Raw genomic sequence first — 19,739 nt, forward strand, 5'->3', positions numbered from 1 at the left:
ATAATGATGAAACTGAAAATTGGTGTACTGGGCGTGTCAAATCACTTTATTAAACGAGTGGTTTTACCAATGCAGGAATTGAGCAATATAGAGTTGTATGCCATCGCTTCGCGCTCTTTGAATAAATCAGCTGAAGTAGCTCAGCAATTTAATATTGAGCACTACTATGGTAGTTACGACCAATTGCTTGCCAATAAAGAGGTGGAGGCTGTGTATATTCCGCTGCCTAACCATATGCATGCCGAATGGATTAAAAAGGCAGCCAATACTGGCAAGCATATTCTTTGCGAGAAACCAATGAGTATGAATGCCGAAGAAGCCATGGAAGTGGTTGAGTATTGCCAAAAGCGAGGCGTCATTCTGATGGAAGCATTTATGTATAAGCACCATCCGCAATGGCTGAAGGTGCGTGATATTATCAGAACCAACAATATTGGTAAAATACAATACATCAACACTTCTTTCTCATACAATAATGCTTCAGCATCTAACATTAGAAATGTGAAAGAATATGGCGGCGGCGGATTGCGTGACATAGGTTGTTATGCTATTTCTGTTCCGCGTTTTTTGTTGGGTAAAGAACCTGAAAAGGTAGTTAGCCTGTTGAGTTTTCATCCTGAATTTGGCACAGATATGCTTACTTCTGCTATCCTTGACTTTGGAACGGCTCGTGCTACTTTTAATGTGTCAACGTGCGCCAGCGCCTTTCAAACAGTTGATGTTGTTGCTTCAGCTGGGCGAATAACTATTGATTTACCTTTTAATGCCTATAATGATGTGCCAGCTAAAGTAACTGTTGAATCAGCCATTGGCACCCGCGAAATATTAATAGAGGCAGCTGACCAGTATGGATTGATGATAGCTGATTTTGCTGAGATGGTAGAAGGAAAGCAGCAAGTGTCGGTTAGTGAAGATGATGCCATACTGAACCAGAAAGTGCTGGATGCGGTAATCAGATCTTCAGAAACTAGTTCCTGGGAGTCAGTCGTGTAAGTCGTTTTTTAAGGTTTTTTAAAGAACTTTGGCATGAATAATGCGTAACACCGTCTGGATGAAATAAGGGTGTTATGAAAAAACGTAATAGCTATAATGTGCTTGAATTAACAAGCCGCAGTCAGTTTGTGCCGGCAAAAGGATATAACGAAAAGATTGAACTTGTTAAGATTCGGAAAAATAATGAGTTCAGTTTTGCATTGCCGGATGTGCCATTGAAAAAGGGTTGGTGGGAAAATCTGGCAGTTAGTGGAGATATTCTGAAAAGTGTATTAATACACCCTGAAGTGCATTTTTTTATAGCATTACATAATGGCGAAGTTATCGGCTCGTTTGATTTAATTGTGCTACCCGACCGTCAGGTGGAAATACGTGATTTGGGAATCTCCAGTGATAGCCTGGATTTTGAAATTCGGGCATTGTTTCTGTCCAAAGTGGTTGATTATTGTTTCCAGTTTGAGCCAACGCGCATCTTTTGCCATGCCAGCGAATTTGAGAAAATGTCTGCCATTTCCAATTATCTGTCGCAAGGGTTTACCATCAACTCTCAAAATAATGGCGCGAGTACCGAAGATGTAGTAAAAGAAAAAACTCACCTTCAATCCGGTTTTCTTCTCAATTTGAATTAACGACGTTGTTGGCCATATAGCTTATCAGCCTCTTGTTAATCAGGATATTTGAATCGTTTAAGGGGTATATCTGTTATTTGGCGTAATTTTTCAAAACAATTCTGTCGTTTCTCCGTACTACCACTGACGTGAGAAGTAATTAGTTATTTTATTGTTCTATCTTGCACATGCTGCTCGATAGTTGAATGTGTAGTTTTAAGAAATTCATTAATGGAAAGGTGATGATATTGTATTGTTCTTTCTACTTTTGTATTTCTTGCTATATTGCAGTAAGATAAGAAGTCGTAAGTCTAACACACTTCAAAATATGGATAAGAATAAAGAAAATCATGGGTTTCTGGACTTTGCATATCAGATGTACAAGACCATGAAAACCAATGAAATTAATTTGGTGTATGAAGGGGAGGTAACCCAGGAAATTACCAAAACATTTACTTCGTTGACAGAGCGAAGTCTTGAAAAAAGTCAAGAGTCTAATACTGTTCAGCGTAAGGTGTTTAATGTAATGGTGGAGTGCCTTCAGAATATTAGTAAGCATGCCGATTCATTGGATGATGATGAGGATGAACGCAGGGGAATTGTTATGGTGAGTCATGGTGAAAGCAGCTATAACATTATTACCGGTAATGTTATAAAAAATGAAAAGGTGCCTGAGTTGAAAGCCAACCTTGAACTTGTTAACAGCCTGGATAAAAAAGGCCTGTCTGAGCTATACAAAAAGCAGATGAAGGAAGGTAGAATTTCTGATAAAGGCGGTGCCGGTCTCGGGTTTATCGATATCGCTAAGAAAACAGGCAGTAAACTTAGCTATGAGTTTAAGAAATTAAATGAAGACGTTAGCTTTTTTATCTTAACATCAACTGTACAACGAAACTAATTAGACTATAAAATGGAAGTAATTAATATTGTAGGTACTGACGATACACCTAATGTAATTCTGGATAAAGACAACGGTAAATTTGAAATTTCGGGGCGTTCGTTACCTGAAGATGTGAACATGTTCTATGAGCCAATCCTTGACTGGATTGATGCATATGCGGAAGCGCCTGCCGAAAAAACTGAATTCAACTTTAAGCTGGAGTATTTTAACACTGCCTCATCAAAAGTGATTCTTGATATACTGCTTAAGTTCGAAGAAATTGTTGAAAATGATCATGATGTTGTCATCAAATGGCACTATCACGAAGAAGAAGAAGATATGCTCGAAGCAGGCGAAGAATACGCCGATATAGTAGAGATACCTTTTGATTATATTTCATATACCGACTAATTAAAACTGACCTCCCAGAAAGCTAAAATATGAGTGAAGAAATTCTGAAGGCACTGATGCAACTGTTTGGTTTAATTGCCAAACAGGACGGTGGTGTTGAAGCGAATGAGACAGAGTATGTAAGAACTTTTCTTGAGCAGCAGTTAAATGCCGAGGCTGTGGAAGAATATTATTCGCTCTTTCTGAAATTCTCAAAAGATTCGAAACTTGGCAAGGGAGAGCCGGAAGGTAAGGTAAAACTAACGTCGATGAAAGATTCCGTGAAAATCCTCGGAATCTGTAAAAAAATCAATAAGCAGCTAAATAAGGAGCAGAAAGTGGTGGTTTTGCTGCGTTTGTATGAGCTGGTTAATGCCGACCGTAAGTTTACTGAACAACGCATGGCTATCATCAATACGGTGGCCGATGTATTTAAATTGCCAAAAGAAGAAATTGAAGCTATTGAGACCTATACGGTTAATAATGCTGTTCAAGAACTTGATTTGGAGGACGTACTCATTGTCAACCACAATGTAGATGAGTTTACAAATGCCAAGCATATCCAGTCAGGCGAGCTCGATGGGGATGTGCTAATCTTACGAGTAAACAGTGCTGGCTTATATTTCGTAAGGTATACAGGTAATCAGGATCTGTTTCTGAATGGCTTGTTAATTAATAATCGTCGTATCTATCTGTTTCCTAAGGGAAGCTTCATAAAACTGCCCAAAGGACAGCCAGTTTACTATACCGATGTGGTCTCACGGTTTATGTCCGATTCATCGGTGTCTAAAATCTCCTATGAGGTAAAAGATGTTGGTTTTCAGTTTAAGACAGGCGGTATCGGTCTGCGTAACGTCAACATCTCAGAAGAACAGGGTAAGCTCATTGGTATAATGGGTGCCAGTGGGGCTGGTAAAACAACGCTGTTAAACGTTCTTTGCGGGAATGAAACGCCTACTAAAGGAGAGGTGTTGATTAATAGCTATAATCTACATCAGGAGCGTGATAAGGTGGAGGGCGTGATTGGCTATATTCCACAAGACGACCTGCTGATTGAAGAACTAACTGTATACGAAAACCTCTATTATAATGCTAAGCTCTGTTTTAAAGATAAAGATGAAGCAGAAATAGAGGAGATGGTGAATAATACGCTAACGAGCCTTGGCTTGTATGAGCGTCGTAACCTTAAGGTGGGTTCACCACTTAATAAAATGATTAGTGGTGGGCAACGAAAGCGATTAAATATTGCTCTTGAGTTAATTCGTGAGCCAGGCATTTTGTTCGTTGATGAGCCTACCTCAGGATTGTCATCACGTGACTCGGAGAATGTTATGAACCTCCTGCGTGAGCTGGCTTTAAAGGGCAAACTCATATTCGTGGTTATTCACCAGCCATCGTCAGATATCTATAAGATGTTTGATAAGATGTATATCCTTGATACAGGCGGCTACCCGGTTTACTATGGCAATCCCAGCGAATCATTGATATATTTCAAACGGCTGGATGCGCAAATCAACAGTGACCAGGGTGAATGTGGTACATGTGGTAACCTCAATCCGGAGTTAATTTTCAATATCATTGATGCCAATGTAATTGATGAATATGGAAATTACACCAACAAAAGAAAAACCTCACCTGAGGAATGGCATGAGCATTACAAAGAAAACATTGAATTGCCACAGGTGGAACAGGTTAATTCTACACCGCCTAAATCATTGAATATACCATCGTGGTTTAAGCAATTCTTTATTTATACGCTTCGCGATTTTAAATCGAAAATCAGTAACACCCAGTATATTCTGCTCAATTTGCTGGAAGCCCCCTTGCTAGGGTTCATTCTGGCCTACCTCATTCGTTACATTGTCGATCCTGAATCGGATATCTACGTTTTTCGTGAGAATGAAAATATTGCACCGTATATCTTTATGGGTATCATTGTCGCCCTTTTCTTTGGTCTGATAATCAGTGCAGAGGAAATATTCAAAGATGCAAAAATATTAAAGCGGGAGAAGTTTCTGAATCTGAGTCGCTCGAGCTACCTGGCTTCCAAAATTCTGATATTGTTTGTGATGTCGGCTATTCAGATGACCCTTTTCGTAGTTGTTGCCAATAGCATTTTGGGCATTAAAGGGATGAATTTTGAATTCTGGCTGGCACTCTTCTCGGTATCTGCCTTTGCCAATATCCTGGGCCTGATACTTTCAGCATCATTCAACTCCATTGTAACCATCTATATTTTGATTCCACTGGTAATGATCCCTCAAATGGTGTTGGGTGGCGCGATGTTTACATTTGATAAGCTGAATAAAGACTTTACAAGTGTTGATAAGGTGCCGTTAGTGGCTGAGGTGATGCCTTCGCGCTACATTTACGAAGGATTAATTGTTCACCAATACAAGCACAACAATTTCAAGAAAAACATTTTTAAAGTGGAGCTGCAGCAAAGTAGTGCTGACTTTAAGAATGTATACTACCTGCCTGAATTGGAAGAAGTTATAGCCAATTGCCGTATAGCAGATAAATCAGGTAAGAGCTTTTCTGATGATATTGCCTTATTGCGCAATGAGTTGAGTAAGGAACAGAAACGGGTTCCATCTATTGAATTCGAAGGGATGGATAAATTAACAGTGAACGAATTTGATGAGCATGTTGCCAGTGATGCCAAAATGTACATTGAGCAATTGAAGAATCACTATCGCGATTTGTTTAATACAGCTGATAATACCATCAACCGTTTTATGTCAGATAATATCAGAAATAATAAAGATCGGTTTAATGTCATACGCGATGCCTATTTTAATGAAAGCATCTCTGATATTGTTCGTAAAACATTTGATAAGAATAAGATGCTTCGGGATGGTGATAAGCTGATTCAGGTTGTTGATCCGATTTATCAGATACCTGAGCCAGAGACAGCCATTTCATTCAGAACGCATTTCTTTGCACCACAGAAGCATTTTGCAGGGCACTTTTTTGATACTTTATGGTTCAATATAATGGTGGTTTGGCTCCTCACTATTTTGATGTATATAGCTCTGTACTTTGATCTCCTGAAGCGGAGTCTGGACTTCTTTGGTGAATTAAAACTGTTTAAAAAGTAACCTTTTACTAAATAATTGAGTATAATTGCTTCAATCGAAATTAAAAACGTACTAAAATGTTGAGAAAATTTAGTTACCTAGCCTTGATGGTTGCCGGAGTATGTATCATGTCAGCATGTTCAGGATCATCGAAAAAAAGTAGCGAGTCGGATGAATTGACACTTGCACCTGCTACAGAGAGTGCAGCTCTTGAGCTGTCAGAGGAAGTGATGAGTGATGTCATTCAAAATATTTCGTCACCAGTTGAAATGGCTTCAATAATCAAAGCAACAGGCGTTGATTTCTCACAAAAGATCCTCAATAGTACCGATAAAGTTGATGCTTACAATACAAGTTACAAGCGTGCGTTGAACCTGGGTGTGTACAGTGCTGATTTAGGTTATATCAACACCTTTGATAAGAATAACATTGTTGTATCCTACTTAGTAGCTATTAAAAGCTTGTCTGAAGGAATTAAAGTTGGTCAGTTTTTCGATTTTAATGCTCTAAAGCGTATGGCTACCAATAGCAATAATCTGGATTCGTTGATGCAGATTTCTATTTCTAGCTTTAACCAGATGGATTCATACCTGCGCAGCCAAAAGCGTAGTAATGTATCTTCATTAATTGTAACCGGTGCTTGGATTGAAGGTTTGTATATTACTGGAAATGTTATTGAGCAGACCAATGATGAGGGCTTAATCAACCGTGTTGCTGAGCAAAAAGATATCATTAATATTATTGAAATCATTCTTAAGAACTATAGTCAGGATCCTGATTTTGCGGAGTTGGCGCAGCGTATTGGTAAGCTAAAAGCGGCATACGATCCGGTTAAGATAACCACCGAGTTTGCAGAACCAAAAACCATTGAGCAGGATGGTATGCTTATAATTGTTCAGGATGAGATTAGTCATGTTGAAATTACTCCGGAGCAGGTGACAGCTATCATTGAAGAGATCAAGGCATTAAGAGAATTCATAGTGTCGTAGTCTGTGTGTTTGAAAAAAAGTTATTTTTGTAATTATTCTTACCCGGACCAATTAAAATTGATACCATGAAAAAAATATTTTATAGCTTCTTTATCCTTTTTATAATGAGTGGGCTAAGTGCGTCAGCGCAATGTGGCGATGATCTGCTTAAGACAGCATTAAAAGAGATGGGAGCCACACAGTACATCAAAGATTTCACTGTAGAAATGGTGAAGGAGCGTAAAGATGTTAAAACAGGCTACGTAAAGTTTTCTGTTGTTTTAAATAGTAATACGCAATACAAGTTTAATATTGTGAATGGTGCATCGAATGCTGAGCAGATGATAATGCAACTAAAGCAAAACGAGAAACTGATTAGTAGCAACTTTCACAATGGCAAAATGTACGATGAATTTCAATTCATTTGTCGAAAAACAGGCGTTTATCACCTTTATTTCTCCTTTAAAGGCGGACAGGAAGGTTGTGCAAAAGCTGTTTTGTCGCTTGTTAAGCAATTATAAGAACATATAATCATTTTATATAAAAGGGTTACTCAATATTGAGTAGCCCTTTTTATTTGTATCGTTTGCTATACCTCTTTTAAATGCTAGCAAGCTTTCGTTTATAACTGTTGGTGATTTAACTCTATCGCTACTGTTTTTGTTATTACGGAAAGCACATTGTGTATAATCAGGTTTTGAAATGACTGATGCCATAATGCGTATGTTGAGATTAGGTGCAAAAAAACCGCCCCAATTTGCTGGGGCGGAGAAATCTAATCAATGGTATACAGATGATAATTACATCTGTTTTCAATGTAGAAGTGGTTCTAAAACAATGAATAAATAACGGTTAATCCTGACATAACCACTGATACCATGGTCATTAGCTTAATCAGGATGTTTAATGACGGACCTGAAGTGTCTTTGAACGGATCACCCACTGTATCACCCACAACCCCGGCTTTATGTGCTTCACTGCCTTTGCCGCCATAATTGCCTTTCTCAATGTATTTCTTCGCGTTATCCCAGGCTCCACCCGAGTTATTTAACATTACAGCCAGCGTAAAGCCGGTTACAAGACCTCCCATGAGTAAGCCAATAACGCCTGCAACACCAAATACCAAACCCACAAAAATTGGGACAGCAATAGCAAGGATAGACGGTACCATCATTTCGCGTTGAGCACCTTTTGTTGAGATAGCTACACATTTAGCATACTCAGGTGTGCCGGTTCCTTCTAAAATACCCGGTATCTCTCTGAACTGGCGACGTACTTCCTCTACCATGGCACCAGCTGCACGTCCTACTGCTTTCATGGTCATGGCACAGAATACAAAGGCCATCATGGCTCCAATAAATAGTCCGGCCAACAGCAGAGGATTAAACATGTTAAGCTCATAGTAGTCCACAAAATTCTGGATGGTTGCTTTGGTAAGGCTTTCAGCACCTGTTACCTCCAGGAACTTATTACCCAGTTCTGGTACTTTTTTCAGCCATATACGCACTTCTTCCATGTATGCAACCAGCAAGGCCATAGCGGTTAATGCAGCCGATCCAATTGCAAAGCCTTTGCCGGTAGCTGCAGTGGTGTTTCCAAGCATATCCAGAGCATCAGTCCGTTCACGTACTTCTTTCGGTAGTTCTGCCATCTCAGCATTACCTCCTGCATTGTCGGCAATAGGACCAAACGCATCAGTAGCTAGTGTTATGCCAAGCGTTGAAAGCATACCAACAGCTGCAAATCCAATTCCATACACACCTTCGCTAAAGTCGGTAAAACCACCTGCAAAGCCAAATGCTGCAATAATACCGGCAACAATTGTAAGCACAGGTATCCATGTTGAATACATACCAACAGCAATACCATCGATAATGGTTGTTGCAGGACCTTGTTGTGCTTGTTTCGCAATACCCTGAGTTGGCTTATAACCATCAGAGGTATAATACTCGGTGCCTTGACCGATGATAATACCGGCAATCAACCCGGCTACAACAGAGCCGAAGATGCCCCATCCAAACCAACCTAAATAGGCCATAACTGCTATTGCAACCAGTATGAGTACAGATGAACCGGCTGTGCCAACAAGCAGTGAATTTAATAGGTTCTTGGCGCTGGCATCCTCTTTGGTTCGCACCATAAATATGCCTAATATTGAGAAGATAATACCGATGGCTGCTACAATCATTGGCGCAATAATGGCTTTCTCATTAAATGCACCTGAATTCATGGAGATGGCAGCTCCTAATGCTGCCGTTGCTAGGATAGAACCGCAGTACGATTCGTAAAGGTCGGCTCCCATACCAGCTACATCACCAACGTTATCACCAACGTTATCTGCTATCGTGGCCGGGTTACGCGGATCATCCTCTGGGATGCCTGCTTCAACTTTACCAACCAGGTCGGCACCAACATCGGCAGCCTTGGTGTAAATACCTCCGCCAACGCGGGCAAATAAAGCTTGTGTTGATGCACCCATACCAAAGGTTAACATGGTAGTTGTGATATGCACCATTTTAGCATGTGTCCACTCTCCATTAGCTACAAAATCAGCCGACCAGGCGCCGGTAAGACCTACCTCCTCGGCTACTTTCAAGCCCAGGCCAAAGATATTATGATCGTAAATGTTGTTTAATATCAGATACCATAGTGCAATATCAATTAAACCAAAACCCACTACAACCAGACCCATAACAGCTCCACTTCGGAATGCCACTTTTAAACCTCTGTTAAGTGATTGTGACGCCCCGTGTGCTGTACGTGCCGAAGCAAAAGTAGCTGTTTTCATCCCCAGGTAACCACATAGACCTGAGAAGAAACCACCTGTTAAAAATGCGATCGGTACAAAAGGATTCTGGACACCCAGAAACGCCAGTATTGTTAATATCACCAGCAGCACCAAAAAGACAATGCCTACTACTCTGTATTGTCTCGACAGGTATGCCATTGCTCCTTCTCTTACGTGCTGGGCAATTTCTTTCATTTTGTCAGTACCTTCCGATTCTTTCATCATGGATTTGAAGAATATCCATGCAAAAACCAATGCTAATAATGAAGCTATTGGTATAAACCAAAAAATTGAATCCATAGAAATTTTGTTTTAGTTAGTAAATGAGTAAGGGTATGTGAAGTACTTGAAGGGCACACATGATAAACCTGTCGAAAACAAGTGTTCTTTCGACTAACCAGAAGTGTAGAATAAGTCGGTTTGATCCGGCTTAGATATCCCATGTGGCTTCGTTTTTCAGGATTCTCTCCAATTAACTTTTCTCACATAATTATCTGTCCCCGCAATCACAAGATAATGATTTTAAGATGCCTGATGAATAATAATCAGAAAAATATTAGTGATTTACATCACCATCCGGCAAAGATATTAATGCCAAATTCACCTCTTTTAAGCTGATTCTGATGGAAGGGAAAGCCATAATATGGTTCCAGGATCATGGCTCCAAAGAGGTTGATGCGGTAGGCTACACCACCACTAAATACTGGTATGCGTTGAGCATTGCTGTTGGTAGTTAATTTAGCTACCGGGTATGAGTTTTTATTCCAGCTGACGCCGCCATCAACAAACAGTGCCAGTTCGCTAAATAAGAAATTGGAGCGGAACCAGGCAATTTCTTTCGGTCCGGTGAAAGGGATGCGCCATTCGAGGTTGGTAACAAGTAGTCGTGTGCCTATCAGTTGATTCATGCTGATAGTATTGGCATTGGTTGTTTCATCCCCGTAGAAGTCGCCCATGTCATATCCTCTCACAAACCAGGGAGAGCCAAGAAATAACTCACTCATGCGGTCACTGTCTGAATCTTTCCCGTAACGGCCATAGTGGTAGAGCCGAAATGCCAGGCTATAGGGCTTAATAAACACGTAACGCCTGAAGTCAATTAGAAGTGTCTGCATCTGAAGCTTATGCAGGTAGTGCTCCACCTGTATACGCAGTCTTTTACCCTCTACCGGTGAGGCAAGTCCCATTTTGGCATTGTCAATAACATATGCAGCATCCAGAATACCGGTACCGAAACCATCAGGTGCAGGAAGCTTTTCTTTTTCTGCCGAATAGATTTGTGAATAAGAATTGATGTTTTTAATCCGTTCAATTCGATAGTTGTAGAAGGCATAGGATGCTCCCACCTCAAATCGCCTGGTTTTGTTTATCGGAATAAATGTGAAGACCGATAGCTTATCCTCAAAGGTTCTTCGGAAAAGGTAATGAAGCGAACGTGCAGTTGTGCCGTCAGCCAGCGAATCGGTCTGATATTGGTACGTGCCTGTGCGATACGGAATGTGCGATAAAGCCACTCCGAATTTCATCCTTTTTTGCTGGGTAATATAGGCGATTTGTCCACCAAAATCATAAATCTCGCCATTAATGCTCACGGCCGTATATAGCATGTTTTTGCTGAGTATATCGCTAAACATTGCCTCAATGCTACCTGCCATACCAGTACCGAAGCGTCCGGTCATCACGCCTGCCGATGCGTTCCCAATATAGTCGAGCTTAAATTTGTTTCTAATTTGATCGGTAAAGAAGCTGTCTGCCTGCAGGGCGTATGATTGCCGGTTAAAATAGAGGTTGGTTTCTATTTGTGAAGGGATGGTGGAATGCGGTAATAATCGCGAAGCACTTAAATTAGTCTCGCGCTCAACCACCAGTTGCTTGTTTTTCCGTATGTTTTGTAAAGATGTTTTAAAAATGTTGTATTCGCCATTCCACAGCATAGTGTACAAAAGTGTGTCGCCAGTAAGAGTTAAGGCAGGCGAATAATCGGTCATGCCTGTTATGCCTGTTGGATAATTGGTAATTTGATGAACCTGTGCGTTATTGGTGTTAAGCAGATACAGGTTGCGCCGTCCGTCGCGGTTGGATAAAAACAGTATTTCATGCTTGTTGATGGTGGCAATTGGGTTGAGGTTTTTAGCGCCATCAAACGTTCTGAAGTACTCGGTTTGTCTAGTATCAACTGATACACGGGCTATATGCAGACTGCCTTGACTGCTGAGTTTAGTTGATATGGCTTTGTCGGTGACGTAATAAATGTATTGACCGTCTGGCGACCAGGTTGGCTGAATACAAGCAAACTCATTTTTCGTTATGTTTTCAATAGCATTGTCATCCAGGTTATACAGAATAATGTCTGAAACACCTTCTTTAAGTGCTGAGAAAGCGATGGTGTTATTGTTGGTTGACCAGGCCGGCCATGAGATTTCATCCATCTCATTAATTTGGATCTCCTTGATAAGATGCTTTCTTCGTACATCATAAATCTGGCAGGTTGACTGCCCTTGTTTGAAAGCAATAAAAGCAAAGTAGCGGCTGTCTGGCGACCATGTGCCCGATGTTTCGAGGTAATTCAGTGCATCAATTTCATCGTGGCTTGTAGCGGTATAAAGCCTGGAAACTACCTCGCCTGTTTTGCTGTCGGCCATAAACAGGTCGATATCATACATATCCCTTTCGGAAAGAAAAACAACATAGCGGCCATTGGGGCTGATGGACGGATTAAGGTTGTAGCGTCCGCTGTTTTTCTTAGATATAATTCTTTCGCCAACAATTGTAAATGTAGAGTCTATGCTTTCTTTCAGCAGATGTTCTTTTAATGTTTGCTGCCACATCACTGAAAGTGAATCGTCAGATAACATTAATACATCGCCTATAGCCTGCTCATATCCAACCCTTGCAGTAGCCTTAAACAAGCGAGGTATGTATTGCTCACCATACTGATAGGCAATATATGCCCAAAAGGCATGACCGTAGCGATAGGGAGAATACCGATAGCTAAAAGTCATTTCCCTCAGTGTTGGAAACGTGTTGTTTATTAGGGCATCGCGCATCCACAGTGCTGTATGGCTGTTAACACTGCCCAATGACAAGTATTCTGCCATACCTTCAATCATCCAGAGTGGGATATTATTAATGGCCATCAGGCTAACCTCCTCATCGGTAGACAGCATGTGGTACTGAAATGCATGTACCAATTCATGACCAAGCACATGGTCTGTTTGTCCGCCGGTGAATGAAACAGGCATTACCACCCTCCGTTTCATCCCTTCGGTAACACCACCTGTGCCAACATCAATGCGACTGCTTACGGCGGTTGTTTGCTGGAAATCGGCGTGGTTAGAATAAAAAATGATTGGATTTCGGGTTTGAAACGTATCTAATAGCACCTGCTGGTGGTAGAAGTACCATTTTTCGGCTTGCTTGCCTAACTGCTCGGCTAATTTTTCATCTTCAAAATAGTGATAGAGTTCAAAGTTGGGTGTTTTGTACAACTGAAAGTTGAACTTCTCGTAGGAAGGTTTATTTTGTCCAAAGTATTGCGCATGAAGCAATGGTATACTCCATCCACATAACACTAATATGGTGAATACGAATCGCATATTGGACACATTAAGGGCTGTTTTAAGATACGCATTTCAACCAATAATGTTGTCAATATATGATATTTGTTGTGTTTTGTAAATTGCTTTTTAACCTTCCTTTTTGCGTAGCAATCGTATACTACCAAAACCAGCGATAATGGAAATGTAAAAGCCAAAATCGTACCACCAGCCCGTATTAAATGACTCGTAGATGGTGATATCTTTATTGAATAATCCAAGAATTAGCGAGATGGGTGCAATCCAGCCATGCCAGATACCAGTGAAAAATCCTGCCGGAGAATCAGGAGCATAATTGCCTCCACCAGGTAAACATGAATTTAGTAAAAGGAGAGTAATAACGGTAGCGATTGTAAAAATACTTTTTTGCTTCATGACTAAGGTTAATAATGTATTCCACTAAAATACAGAAGTGTAATTAATATTTCAATGACGGACTTTGGCACAATGCCTTTAAAATTGCGGAAAATATTAAAATATCTATTTGATAATATAAAATTGTTAGCTATTTTTGCATCCGCTGAAAAGGTAATAACCTTGATAAGCCGGGCCTATAGCTCAGTTGGTTAGAGCACCTGACTCATAATCAGGGGGTCCCTGGTTCAAGCCCAGGTGGGCCCACCCCTTAAACGAAAGCCACTTACATCAATTTGTAAGTGGCTTTTTTGCACCACATTTTCTTGCAGTACTGATTTATAGGGACAACTCGCCCGCTAAATAAACGGAATGTTCGCAGGAAATTAAGAGGATTATTTGATATGTGGTTACTCAGCTCCACCTTTTTTATTTCAATAAAATAAACAAAATATATAATAGGAATGCATTATGGTATTTCTTTAAGTATCATGTATTGAGTGATATATGTGTAAAAACAAAAAAGATATTGAAAATATGTGTTACGAAATAGAATTTCTGCAATTAATAGGTGGGATTGTTTACTTAAAAATGAAATAACGCCTGTGAGCATAACACGCAGCAAGTGTGGTTTAGTGGCTTACGAGGTTGTTAACTGATGTTTTAAAATTAGAGATAATTAAAAAAAAGCTGATAAGATAAAGATTTATGAAACAACACGTATTTTTAATTGCACTATTATTAGTAACCCTTTGGGCATGTGAAAAAGATGAAAATAAATTACCTACCGAGCCGGTTCTGCTTTCACCTGCCAATGGCAGTGTGGTCGATCTATCAAAGCTGGAATTTGATTTTTCCGGAGGAATCGATCCAGAAGGCGCTTACGTTGCTAATAATTTAATGGTTAGTGAAGATTCAATGGCTTGGTACGAGATTAAAAATCATGCCAAAGTATTTGATTGCGAATTGGAATTTAGGGAAGGGCAGAAGTACTACTGGAAAGTACAGAGTTTCGAATACGATGAATCGGCTACTCAGGTTATTGCGGGCCGCATGACGGAAAGCAAGGTCTTTCATTTTTACACCAATGCGCCCAATGTGTTTGAACTGAAAGCTGAGTCGAGCTCACACACCAACTGGACCGGCCATAACTTTGTAAAACTTAGCTGGCTCGAACCTGAAAATACCGACTATGTGGAAGTTTCTTTTGAGCCACAGGTGGATGGCATACAACAACCCATACAAGTACCGGCAGGCCAGGGAGAGCTCTTGCTCGAAGACTTTTTTGACAACTGGGTGCCGCTAAAACAGGAAGATGCCAAAGTATACACATTTGAAGTAAAGGCGGTTAGTACCGATGGATTGCCCTCTGTGCCGGACACCATCAGAGCCATGCCACTGGATAAATTGCTGGTCCACGATTACGATTTTAATGTGTATGGCATCGTTATTATTGATATGCAAGCCTGGCTCGACAGAAACCTGATGACCACGCATTTTAATGATGGAAAGCCTTTAACTAGAGGTGTGATTGTTAAAAGAGGGAAAGAAATTCCTGAGTACGGGTATTATTATACCATATTTCCAAGTTATGATCCTGTTAACCATAACCCTTGCCCTTGTGGGTTTCATATACCAACTCATGAAGAGTGGAAGCAGTTAGAATTGGCTATTGGCATGCCGGCTGATAAGATTGATGAGCAGACTGCTGAATTAAGAGGCGCAGATCGTTCTTTTGTTCTCAAGTCAACTACAGGTTGGTTACCAGGTCCTAACGGCGAGAATTATAATGGCATTGATCAATATGATTTTAATATGAAACCAGCAGGAACTTTATCCTATAATTCTACTACACATCTTTATGATTCAAGACTTGATAGTGTAATGACCAAATTCTTGACCAGCACCAGAATCCCAAACTCTGATGAATATTTTTACATTAGACATATTTTTGAGAATGATGGCATAGGTGTTGGCAATTATTCTTCTTTTTGCAGCATTCGCTGTATCCGCGATAATTAATCTTTTAAATATTGTCATTTGCTGTCAATACATATGGCACCACAATGTTGTATGTACCTATAGCCCAACAATTCTATAGGTATATACAATTTCTGCCGGACAATCAATAAACCAAAACATGCTTCTATGAATAAAAAGTTACCCCCGTTTGGCGTAGCGTTTTTCATATTAAAACATAGCCCGACATAGAATGCATCCTTATCCTAACTAAAAGTTAGTTTGCAATTACCCAATACAACTTAAAGCCACGTAGTAATGCGTGGCTTTTTTTGTACTTCCGTTTAGCTTAGCGTCGCGCTGTTGCTGGCAGGCTGTATGATTAGGGCTTGATGGCAGAGTGGCCGGGTCAGCACCAAGCAGAGTCTTTTTATTTACGCCAGTCATACTCAGCCTTGCGCAGGCGATCCATGATGGCAATGCCAATGCCTGTTTCAGGTACCGGTTCAGCAATAATCAGTTCAATACTATCATCGTCTTCAAAGGTGTGCATGGCTTCAAACATATTAACTGCATAATCTTTCAGCTCTTCATGCTGCGATATGCGTATCACCTTGTAGAAGCCATTCTCCAGCTTACCGGTAAAAGAAATCAGTCCGGCTTTGCTAAGGTCTGCCTGCCAGTTAGCAGTATCATCTGCCAGCAGCAGCTTTTTACGGGGGCTGTAATGTGATTTGAGCATGCCGGGTGCTTCCATGCTTTCAATGGCCGATTGTTCGTCGCACGGCAGAACCGTTTCCAGCTCCTCGCGGGTGATAATGCCATTGCGAAGTATCTGAAAACCCTTATCGGTCAGTCGGATAATGGTTGACTCAATGCCCACAGTGGTTTTGCCGCCATCCAATATATAATCCACATCCGGCAGTTGCTTCTGAACATGAGCTGCCGTGGTTGGGCTGATACGACCAAATTTATTGGCACTGGGGGCGGCAATGGGGCAGCCTGACTGGCTGATTAATTCCAGAGCAATGGGGTTGGCCGGCATGCGGATACCCACAGTAGGTAAACCTGATGTGACCAGGTCAGGAACCCGCTCGCTTTTGGGCAGAACCATGGTAAGAGGTCCCGGCCAGAATTTCTCAGCCAGTTGATAAACCCGCTCATCCGTCGTTTTTATCAGCTCCTTTAGTTGATCCAGGCTGGCAATATGCAGTATCAGTGGATCAAAAGACGGACGCTCTTTCAGTTCAAATATTTTGGCCACAGCCATAGGGTTCAAACCATTGGCCCCAAGGCCATATACGGTTTCGGTAGGAAAAGCAACCAATTTGCCTTCCTGAATATATTTGGCAGCAGTTTCGATGTTATTTGTTCGCTCCATTTTTGCCCGATGTAATGTCATTTGATTTCTTATTCACCTGCTCCTTCATTTCCTGCTTATATTCCATCAGTTTGGTCTGAATGGTTTTATCCATCGCCGATACAATTTGAGCAGCCAGTATGCCTGCATTTTTGGCACCATTCAATGCTACTGTAGCCACAGGTACACCACCGGGCATTTGCAGAATTGAAAGGACAGAATCCCATCCATCAATGGAGTTGGTCGATTTGATGGGCACACCAATAACCGGGAGTGGTGAGATGGCTGCTATCATGCCCGGCAGATGAGCTGCGCCACCGGCACCGGCTATTATTGCCACCATACCGCGTTCATGGGCCTTACTGGCAAAGTCATAAAGCTTTTCGGGTGTGCGGTGAGCCGAAACGATGTCAATTTCGTAAGCGATATCAAATTTATCCAGCATTTCTGCTGCCTGTTTCATCACCGGCATATCCGAATCAGAGCCCATTACAATGCTCACTAGTTTTTTGTCCATGACTTAACTTTTATTAATTGTTTTACTTTTTCAGCTTTTTTCAATGCACATTCAAGCGAAGGTGAAAGCACGGTAATATGTCCCATTTTGCGATAAGGCTGCGTGATTTTTTTACCGTACAGGTGAATTTTAACACCATCAATGGCCATACTCTCAGTTAAACCCTCGTATAAGACATTGCCATGGTGACCTTCTTCACCTAAGATATTAATCATCACCGAAGGTAATTTAAGCTTGGTACTGCCCAATGGCAGGTTCAATATGGCGCGCAAATGCTGCTCAAACTGCGATGTTACTATGCTTTCAATAGTATGGTGACCGCTGTTGTGCGTACGCGGTGCCACTTCGTTAACGATGACTTCCCCTTTGCTATCGATAAAAAACTCAACCGCCAGCAAGCCTTCCATATTAAGCAGTTCAATTATTTCACTGGCAATGTTTTTGGCCTTTTCTGATTGCTCAACAGTAATAGATGAGGGGCAGATCAATTTATCCACCAGGTTGGCCTGCGGATCGAACAGCATCTCAACAATGGGGTAGCACTTGATTTCACCTTTGTTGTTGCGGGCTACAATCGCAGCTATTTCTTTGTCTATTTCTACTTTTTCTTCAATAACCGATGGCCCTGGCAGCAGCTTGTTTAAATTATTCGCACTGTTGATAACAGCCACGCCTTTGCCGTCATAGCCGCCTTTTCGTAATTTCTGAACAAACGGAAAGCTAAATTCCCCGTTGTCAATGCCTTTCAGAATATCCTGTTCCGACTCCACAAGCCTAAATGGCGAAGTAGGTATGTGGTTGTTCTGGTAGAAGTCTTTTTGAAGTCCTTTATCTTGTATAAGAGCCAGTATATCAGGGTCGGGCAGTATTCTTACCCCTTCCGATTTCAGCTTGTTGAGCGCCTCAATATTGACATTCTCAATCTCAAAGGTTAAAATATCCACCTGCTTACCAAACTGGTACACATCATCGAAATCGAGGTTACTGCCTTTGACAAAGTGCGATGCAATTTTACCGGCAGGGCAGTCTTCGTCTTTATCCAGCACGTAGGTGATAATATTCCACTTGCTAGCCTCCTGTATAAGCATTTTACCCAGCTGTCCGCCAGCTATAATTCCCATTTTTAAGTTTGATGTAACCAGTCTTTCCATATCATCTGTGTAGCAAAAGTTTCCATTGATGGCTTCAGAGTACAAAAGTAGTCTAAAGCTGACAAACAATCGACATTGCTTTTAATTGGCTGCAAAAATAATCAACTCTTTTGCATGTGCCAGCACTCACCATTGTGTTTGCAATTACCCTTGTCTGTCTGGTGTTTCACAAAACACTAGGTAAACCAATGGTTATGAAAAAAGTTTAACCTGTCTGGCAGAGTCTTTTTATTTGGTTTTCTGTTCGTCATTGCCTCTCGCTACATGGTATAACGGCAGTTCAGTTACCTCAATTGATAAAATTGAGTTATACCTTGCGATTAACCCCAAAACCGATCACTATCGGTTTTTGAGCACCTTAAATCCCTTATAAAATGCGAGGTACAGATACAGTGATAAGCGGGGGGAGCCAATAAAAAAACCCGGTACATCAGTACCGGGTAGTAACTATTGTTTTGACTGGTTTTAGCCTATACCAGTTTGATGGTACCAAAATATTGCGGCAGATGAAAGTTAGGTGCTTCATGACCGATGGGGTTCCATGACAGGAAATGCACCTGCTTTTGTTTATCGCCGCATTTGTAGAAGTTGGCTTTGTAGCTTTGGCCGACCTCGAACTTCTCAATGTTATCGCCAAACAATGTTCTGGGGATTTTAATCTTCATCGTCCATTGGGTTGGTGTGCCTTCCAGATCAATAGATTGCCCGCCCAGTGATGGCATTGTCTCAATGCTTTCAACCAGCCCGGTGGCTAGCCACTGACGATCTGTATTACTGGAACCTAACCCTGCTAATCGTGTGCCAATGCAGTTAAACTCCAGGTTATAGTATTTATCGTCATCAAATGCAATAAAGAACTCTACGCAACTGTCTTCCCACACCGGACCATTGGTGGTGGTGCATACCGCTTTGGGGTGATTTTCATTCACGGCATAGTGCAGGTAAAGATGGCTATCGTCATAAGCCATGCCAAATTTCACCTTCACATCGGCCGGGTAGTTCCAGTTATCGTTATCAATTGGGTGGATGGCCTCAGGGTAGCTGATGTCGCCTGATGCACTTTGTTTAATACGTTTAATCTCCAGTTGCTTCATT

General features: G+C 41.2%; 16 protein-coding genes and 1 tRNA gene. 9 read left to right on the top strand and 8 right to left on the bottom strand.

Features of this window, described 5'->3' with window-relative positions:
- Window positions 1-3: 3 nt before the first annotated feature.
- From KEM09_RS16745 to KEM09_RS16775, 7 genes are all read left to right on the top strand, one after another.
- The gene (locus KEM09_RS16745) at window positions 4-993 is read left to right on the top strand and encodes a Gfo/Idh/MocA family protein (RefSeq protein WP_212230019.1); all 990 of its coding nucleotides are present in this window, start codon (window positions 4-6) and stop codon (window positions 991-993) included.
- A gap of 74 nt (window positions 994-1,067) precedes the next feature.
- Window positions 1,068-1,622 (top strand): GNAT family N-acetyltransferase, encoded by a 555-nt coding sequence (locus KEM09_RS16750; RefSeq protein WP_212230021.1) that lies wholly within the window; start codon window positions 1,068-1,070, stop codon window positions 1,620-1,622.
- Between the two features lie 307 nt (window positions 1,623-1,929).
- The gene (locus KEM09_RS16755) at window positions 1,930-2,499 is read left to right on the top strand and encodes a SiaB family protein kinase (RefSeq protein WP_212230023.1); all 570 of its coding nucleotides are present in this window, start codon (window positions 1,930-1,932) and stop codon (window positions 2,497-2,499) included.
- 12 nt (window positions 2,500-2,511) lie between these two features.
- Window positions 2,512-2,892: a DUF1987 domain-containing protein gene (locus tag KEM09_RS16760; RefSeq protein WP_212230025.1), complete on the top strand. Its 381-nt coding sequence runs from the start codon at window positions 2,512-2,514 to the stop codon at window positions 2,890-2,892.
- 29 nt (window positions 2,893-2,921) lie between these two features.
- Window positions 2,922-5,972, top strand: coding sequence for an ATP-binding cassette domain-containing protein (locus KEM09_RS16765; RefSeq protein WP_244825076.1), 3,051 nt, complete (start codon window positions 2,922-2,924; stop codon window positions 5,970-5,972).
- Between the two features lie 56 nt (window positions 5,973-6,028).
- Window positions 6,029-6,940, top strand: a complete 912-nt coding sequence (locus KEM09_RS16770; RefSeq protein ID WP_212192111.1) for a hypothetical protein — start codon at window positions 6,029-6,031, stop codon at window positions 6,938-6,940.
- Between the two features lie 65 nt (window positions 6,941-7,005).
- Complete coding sequence (locus KEM09_RS16775) at window positions 7,006-7,440, top strand: hypothetical protein (protein WP_212192112.1); 435 nt, start codon at window positions 7,006-7,008, stop codon at window positions 7,438-7,440.
- A 308-nt stretch (window positions 7,441-7,748) separates the two neighbouring features.
- Here KEM09_RS16775 and KEM09_RS16780 read toward each other — a convergent pair whose 3' ends face one another.
- The 3 genes from KEM09_RS16780 to KEM09_RS16790 form a co-directional block, all read right to left on the bottom strand.
- Window positions 7,749-10,007 (bottom strand): sodium-translocating pyrophosphatase, encoded by a 2,259-nt coding sequence (locus tag KEM09_RS16780; protein ID WP_212230027.1) that lies wholly within the window; start codon window positions 10,005-10,007, stop codon window positions 7,749-7,751.
- 269 nt (window positions 10,008-10,276) lie between these two features.
- Entirely contained in the window at window positions 10,277-13,303 is a 3,027-nt protein-coding gene (locus tag KEM09_RS16785) for a basic secretory protein-like protein (protein ID WP_212230029.1), read from the bottom strand.
- A 90-nt stretch (window positions 13,304-13,393) separates the two neighbouring features.
- Window positions 13,394-13,678, bottom strand: coding sequence for a hypothetical protein (locus tag KEM09_RS16790; protein ID WP_212230031.1), 285 nt, complete (start codon window positions 13,676-13,678; stop codon window positions 13,394-13,396).
- A 172-nt stretch (window positions 13,679-13,850) separates the two neighbouring features.
- Here KEM09_RS16790 and KEM09_RS16795 point away from each other — a divergent pair.
- Both KEM09_RS16795 and KEM09_RS16800 read left to right on the top strand, forming a co-directional pair.
- Window positions 13,851-13,924, top strand: a tRNA-Ile gene (locus KEM09_RS16795).
- Window positions 13,925-14,365: 441 nt separating this feature from the next.
- Window positions 14,366-15,679: a fibrobacter succinogenes major paralogous domain-containing protein gene (locus tag KEM09_RS16800; RefSeq protein WP_212230032.1), complete on the top strand. Its 1,314-nt coding sequence runs from the start codon at window positions 14,366-14,368 to the stop codon at window positions 15,677-15,679.
- Window positions 15,680-15,904: 225 nt separating this feature from the next.
- Here KEM09_RS16800 and KEM09_RS16805 read toward each other — a convergent pair whose 3' ends face one another.
- The 5 genes from KEM09_RS16805 to KEM09_RS16825 all read right to left on the bottom strand — a co-directional run bounded on the left by KEM09_RS16805 (window position 15,905) and on the right by KEM09_RS16825 (window position 19,738).
- Window positions 15,905-16,063, bottom strand: a complete 159-nt coding sequence (locus KEM09_RS16805; RefSeq protein ID WP_212230033.1) for a hypothetical protein — start codon at window positions 16,061-16,063, stop codon at window positions 15,905-15,907.
- Complete coding sequence (locus KEM09_RS16810) at window positions 16,047-16,997, bottom strand: L-threonylcarbamoyladenylate synthase (protein WP_212230034.1); 951 nt, start codon at window positions 16,995-16,997, stop codon at window positions 16,047-16,049. The genes KEM09_RS16805 and KEM09_RS16810 overlap by 17 nt, the downstream gene beginning before the upstream one ends.
- Window positions 16,981-17,493 carry a 5-(carboxyamino)imidazole ribonucleotide mutase gene (gene purE, locus KEM09_RS16815; RefSeq protein WP_212230035.1) on the bottom strand — a complete coding sequence of 171 codons (513 nt, stop codon included), beginning with the start codon at window positions 17,491-17,493 and terminating at the stop codon, window positions 16,981-16,983. The genes KEM09_RS16810 and purE overlap by 17 nt, the downstream gene beginning before the upstream one ends.
- Window positions 17,478-18,644 (bottom strand): 5-(carboxyamino)imidazole ribonucleotide synthase, encoded by a 1,167-nt coding sequence (locus tag KEM09_RS16820; RefSeq protein ID WP_212230036.1) that lies wholly within the window; start codon window positions 18,642-18,644, stop codon window positions 17,478-17,480. Before KEM09_RS16820 ends, purE begins: the two co-directional genes overlap by 16 nt.
- A gap of 470 nt (window positions 18,645-19,114) precedes the next feature.
- Complete coding sequence (locus tag KEM09_RS16825; RefSeq protein ID WP_212230037.1) at window positions 19,115-19,738, bottom strand: carbohydrate-binding family 9-like protein; 624 nt, start codon at window positions 19,736-19,738, stop codon at window positions 19,115-19,117.
- Window position 19,739 lies beyond the last annotated feature (1 nt).

Source organism: Carboxylicivirga mesophila, assembly GCF_018271975.1.
GTDB classification, from domain to species: Bacteria; Bacteroidota; Bacteroidia; order Bacteroidales; family Marinilabiliaceae; genus Carboxylicivirga; species Carboxylicivirga mesophila.

Excerpts from the sequence above, each read along its gene's own strand:
- KEM09_RS16780 (WP_212230027.1), bottom strand. The coding sequence starts at position 10,007 with ATGGATTCAATTTTTTGGTTTATACCAATAGCTTCATTATTAGCATTG.
- KEM09_RS16785 (WP_212230029.1), bottom strand. The coding sequence starts at position 13,303 with ATGCGATTCGTATTCACCATATTAGTGTTATGTGGATGGAGTATACCA.
- KEM09_RS16790 (WP_212230031.1), bottom strand. The coding sequence starts at position 13,678 with ATGAAGCAAAAAAGTATTTTTACAATCGCTACCGTTATTACTCTCCTT.
- KEM09_RS16750 (WP_212230021.1), top strand. The coding sequence starts at position 1,068 with ATGAAAAAACGTAATAGCTATAATGTGCTTGAATTAACAAGCCGCAGT.
- KEM09_RS16765 (WP_244825076.1), top strand. The coding sequence starts at position 2,922 with ATGAGTGAAGAAATTCTGAAGGCACTGATGCAACTGTTTGGTTTAATT.
- KEM09_RS16760 (WP_212230025.1), top strand. The coding sequence starts at position 2,512 with ATGGAAGTAATTAATATTGTAGGTACTGACGATACACCTAATGTAATT.
- KEM09_RS16810 (WP_212230034.1), bottom strand. The coding sequence starts at position 16,997 with ATGGAGCGAACAAATAACATCGAAACTGCTGCCAAATATATTCAGGAA.
- KEM09_RS16805 (WP_212230033.1), bottom strand. The coding sequence starts at position 16,063 with ATGACTGGCGTAAATAAAAAGACTCTGCTTGGTGCTGACCCGGCCACT.
- purE (WP_212230035.1), bottom strand. The coding sequence starts at position 17,493 with ATGGACAAAAAACTAGTGAGCATTGTAATGGGCTCTGATTCGGATATG.
- KEM09_RS16745 (WP_212230019.1), top strand. The coding sequence starts at position 4 with ATGATGAAACTGAAAATTGGTGTACTGGGCGTGTCAAATCACTTTATT.
- KEM09_RS16800 (WP_212230032.1), top strand. The coding sequence starts at position 14,366 with ATGAAACAACACGTATTTTTAATTGCACTATTATTAGTAACCCTTTGG.
- KEM09_RS16820 (WP_212230036.1), bottom strand. The coding sequence starts at position 18,644 with ATGGAAAGACTGGTTACATCAAACTTAAAAATGGGAATTATAGCTGGC.
- KEM09_RS16770 (WP_212192111.1), top strand. The coding sequence starts at position 6,029 with ATGTTGAGAAAATTTAGTTACCTAGCCTTGATGGTTGCCGGAGTATGT.
- KEM09_RS16825 (WP_212230037.1), bottom strand. The coding sequence starts at position 19,738 with ATGAAGCAACTGGAGATTAAACGTATTAAACAAAGTGCATCAGGCGAC.
- KEM09_RS16775 (WP_212192112.1), top strand. The coding sequence starts at position 7,006 with ATGAAAAAAATATTTTATAGCTTCTTTATCCTTTTTATAATGAGTGGG.
- KEM09_RS16755 (WP_212230023.1), top strand. The coding sequence starts at position 1,930 with ATGGATAAGAATAAAGAAAATCATGGGTTTCTGGACTTTGCATATCAG.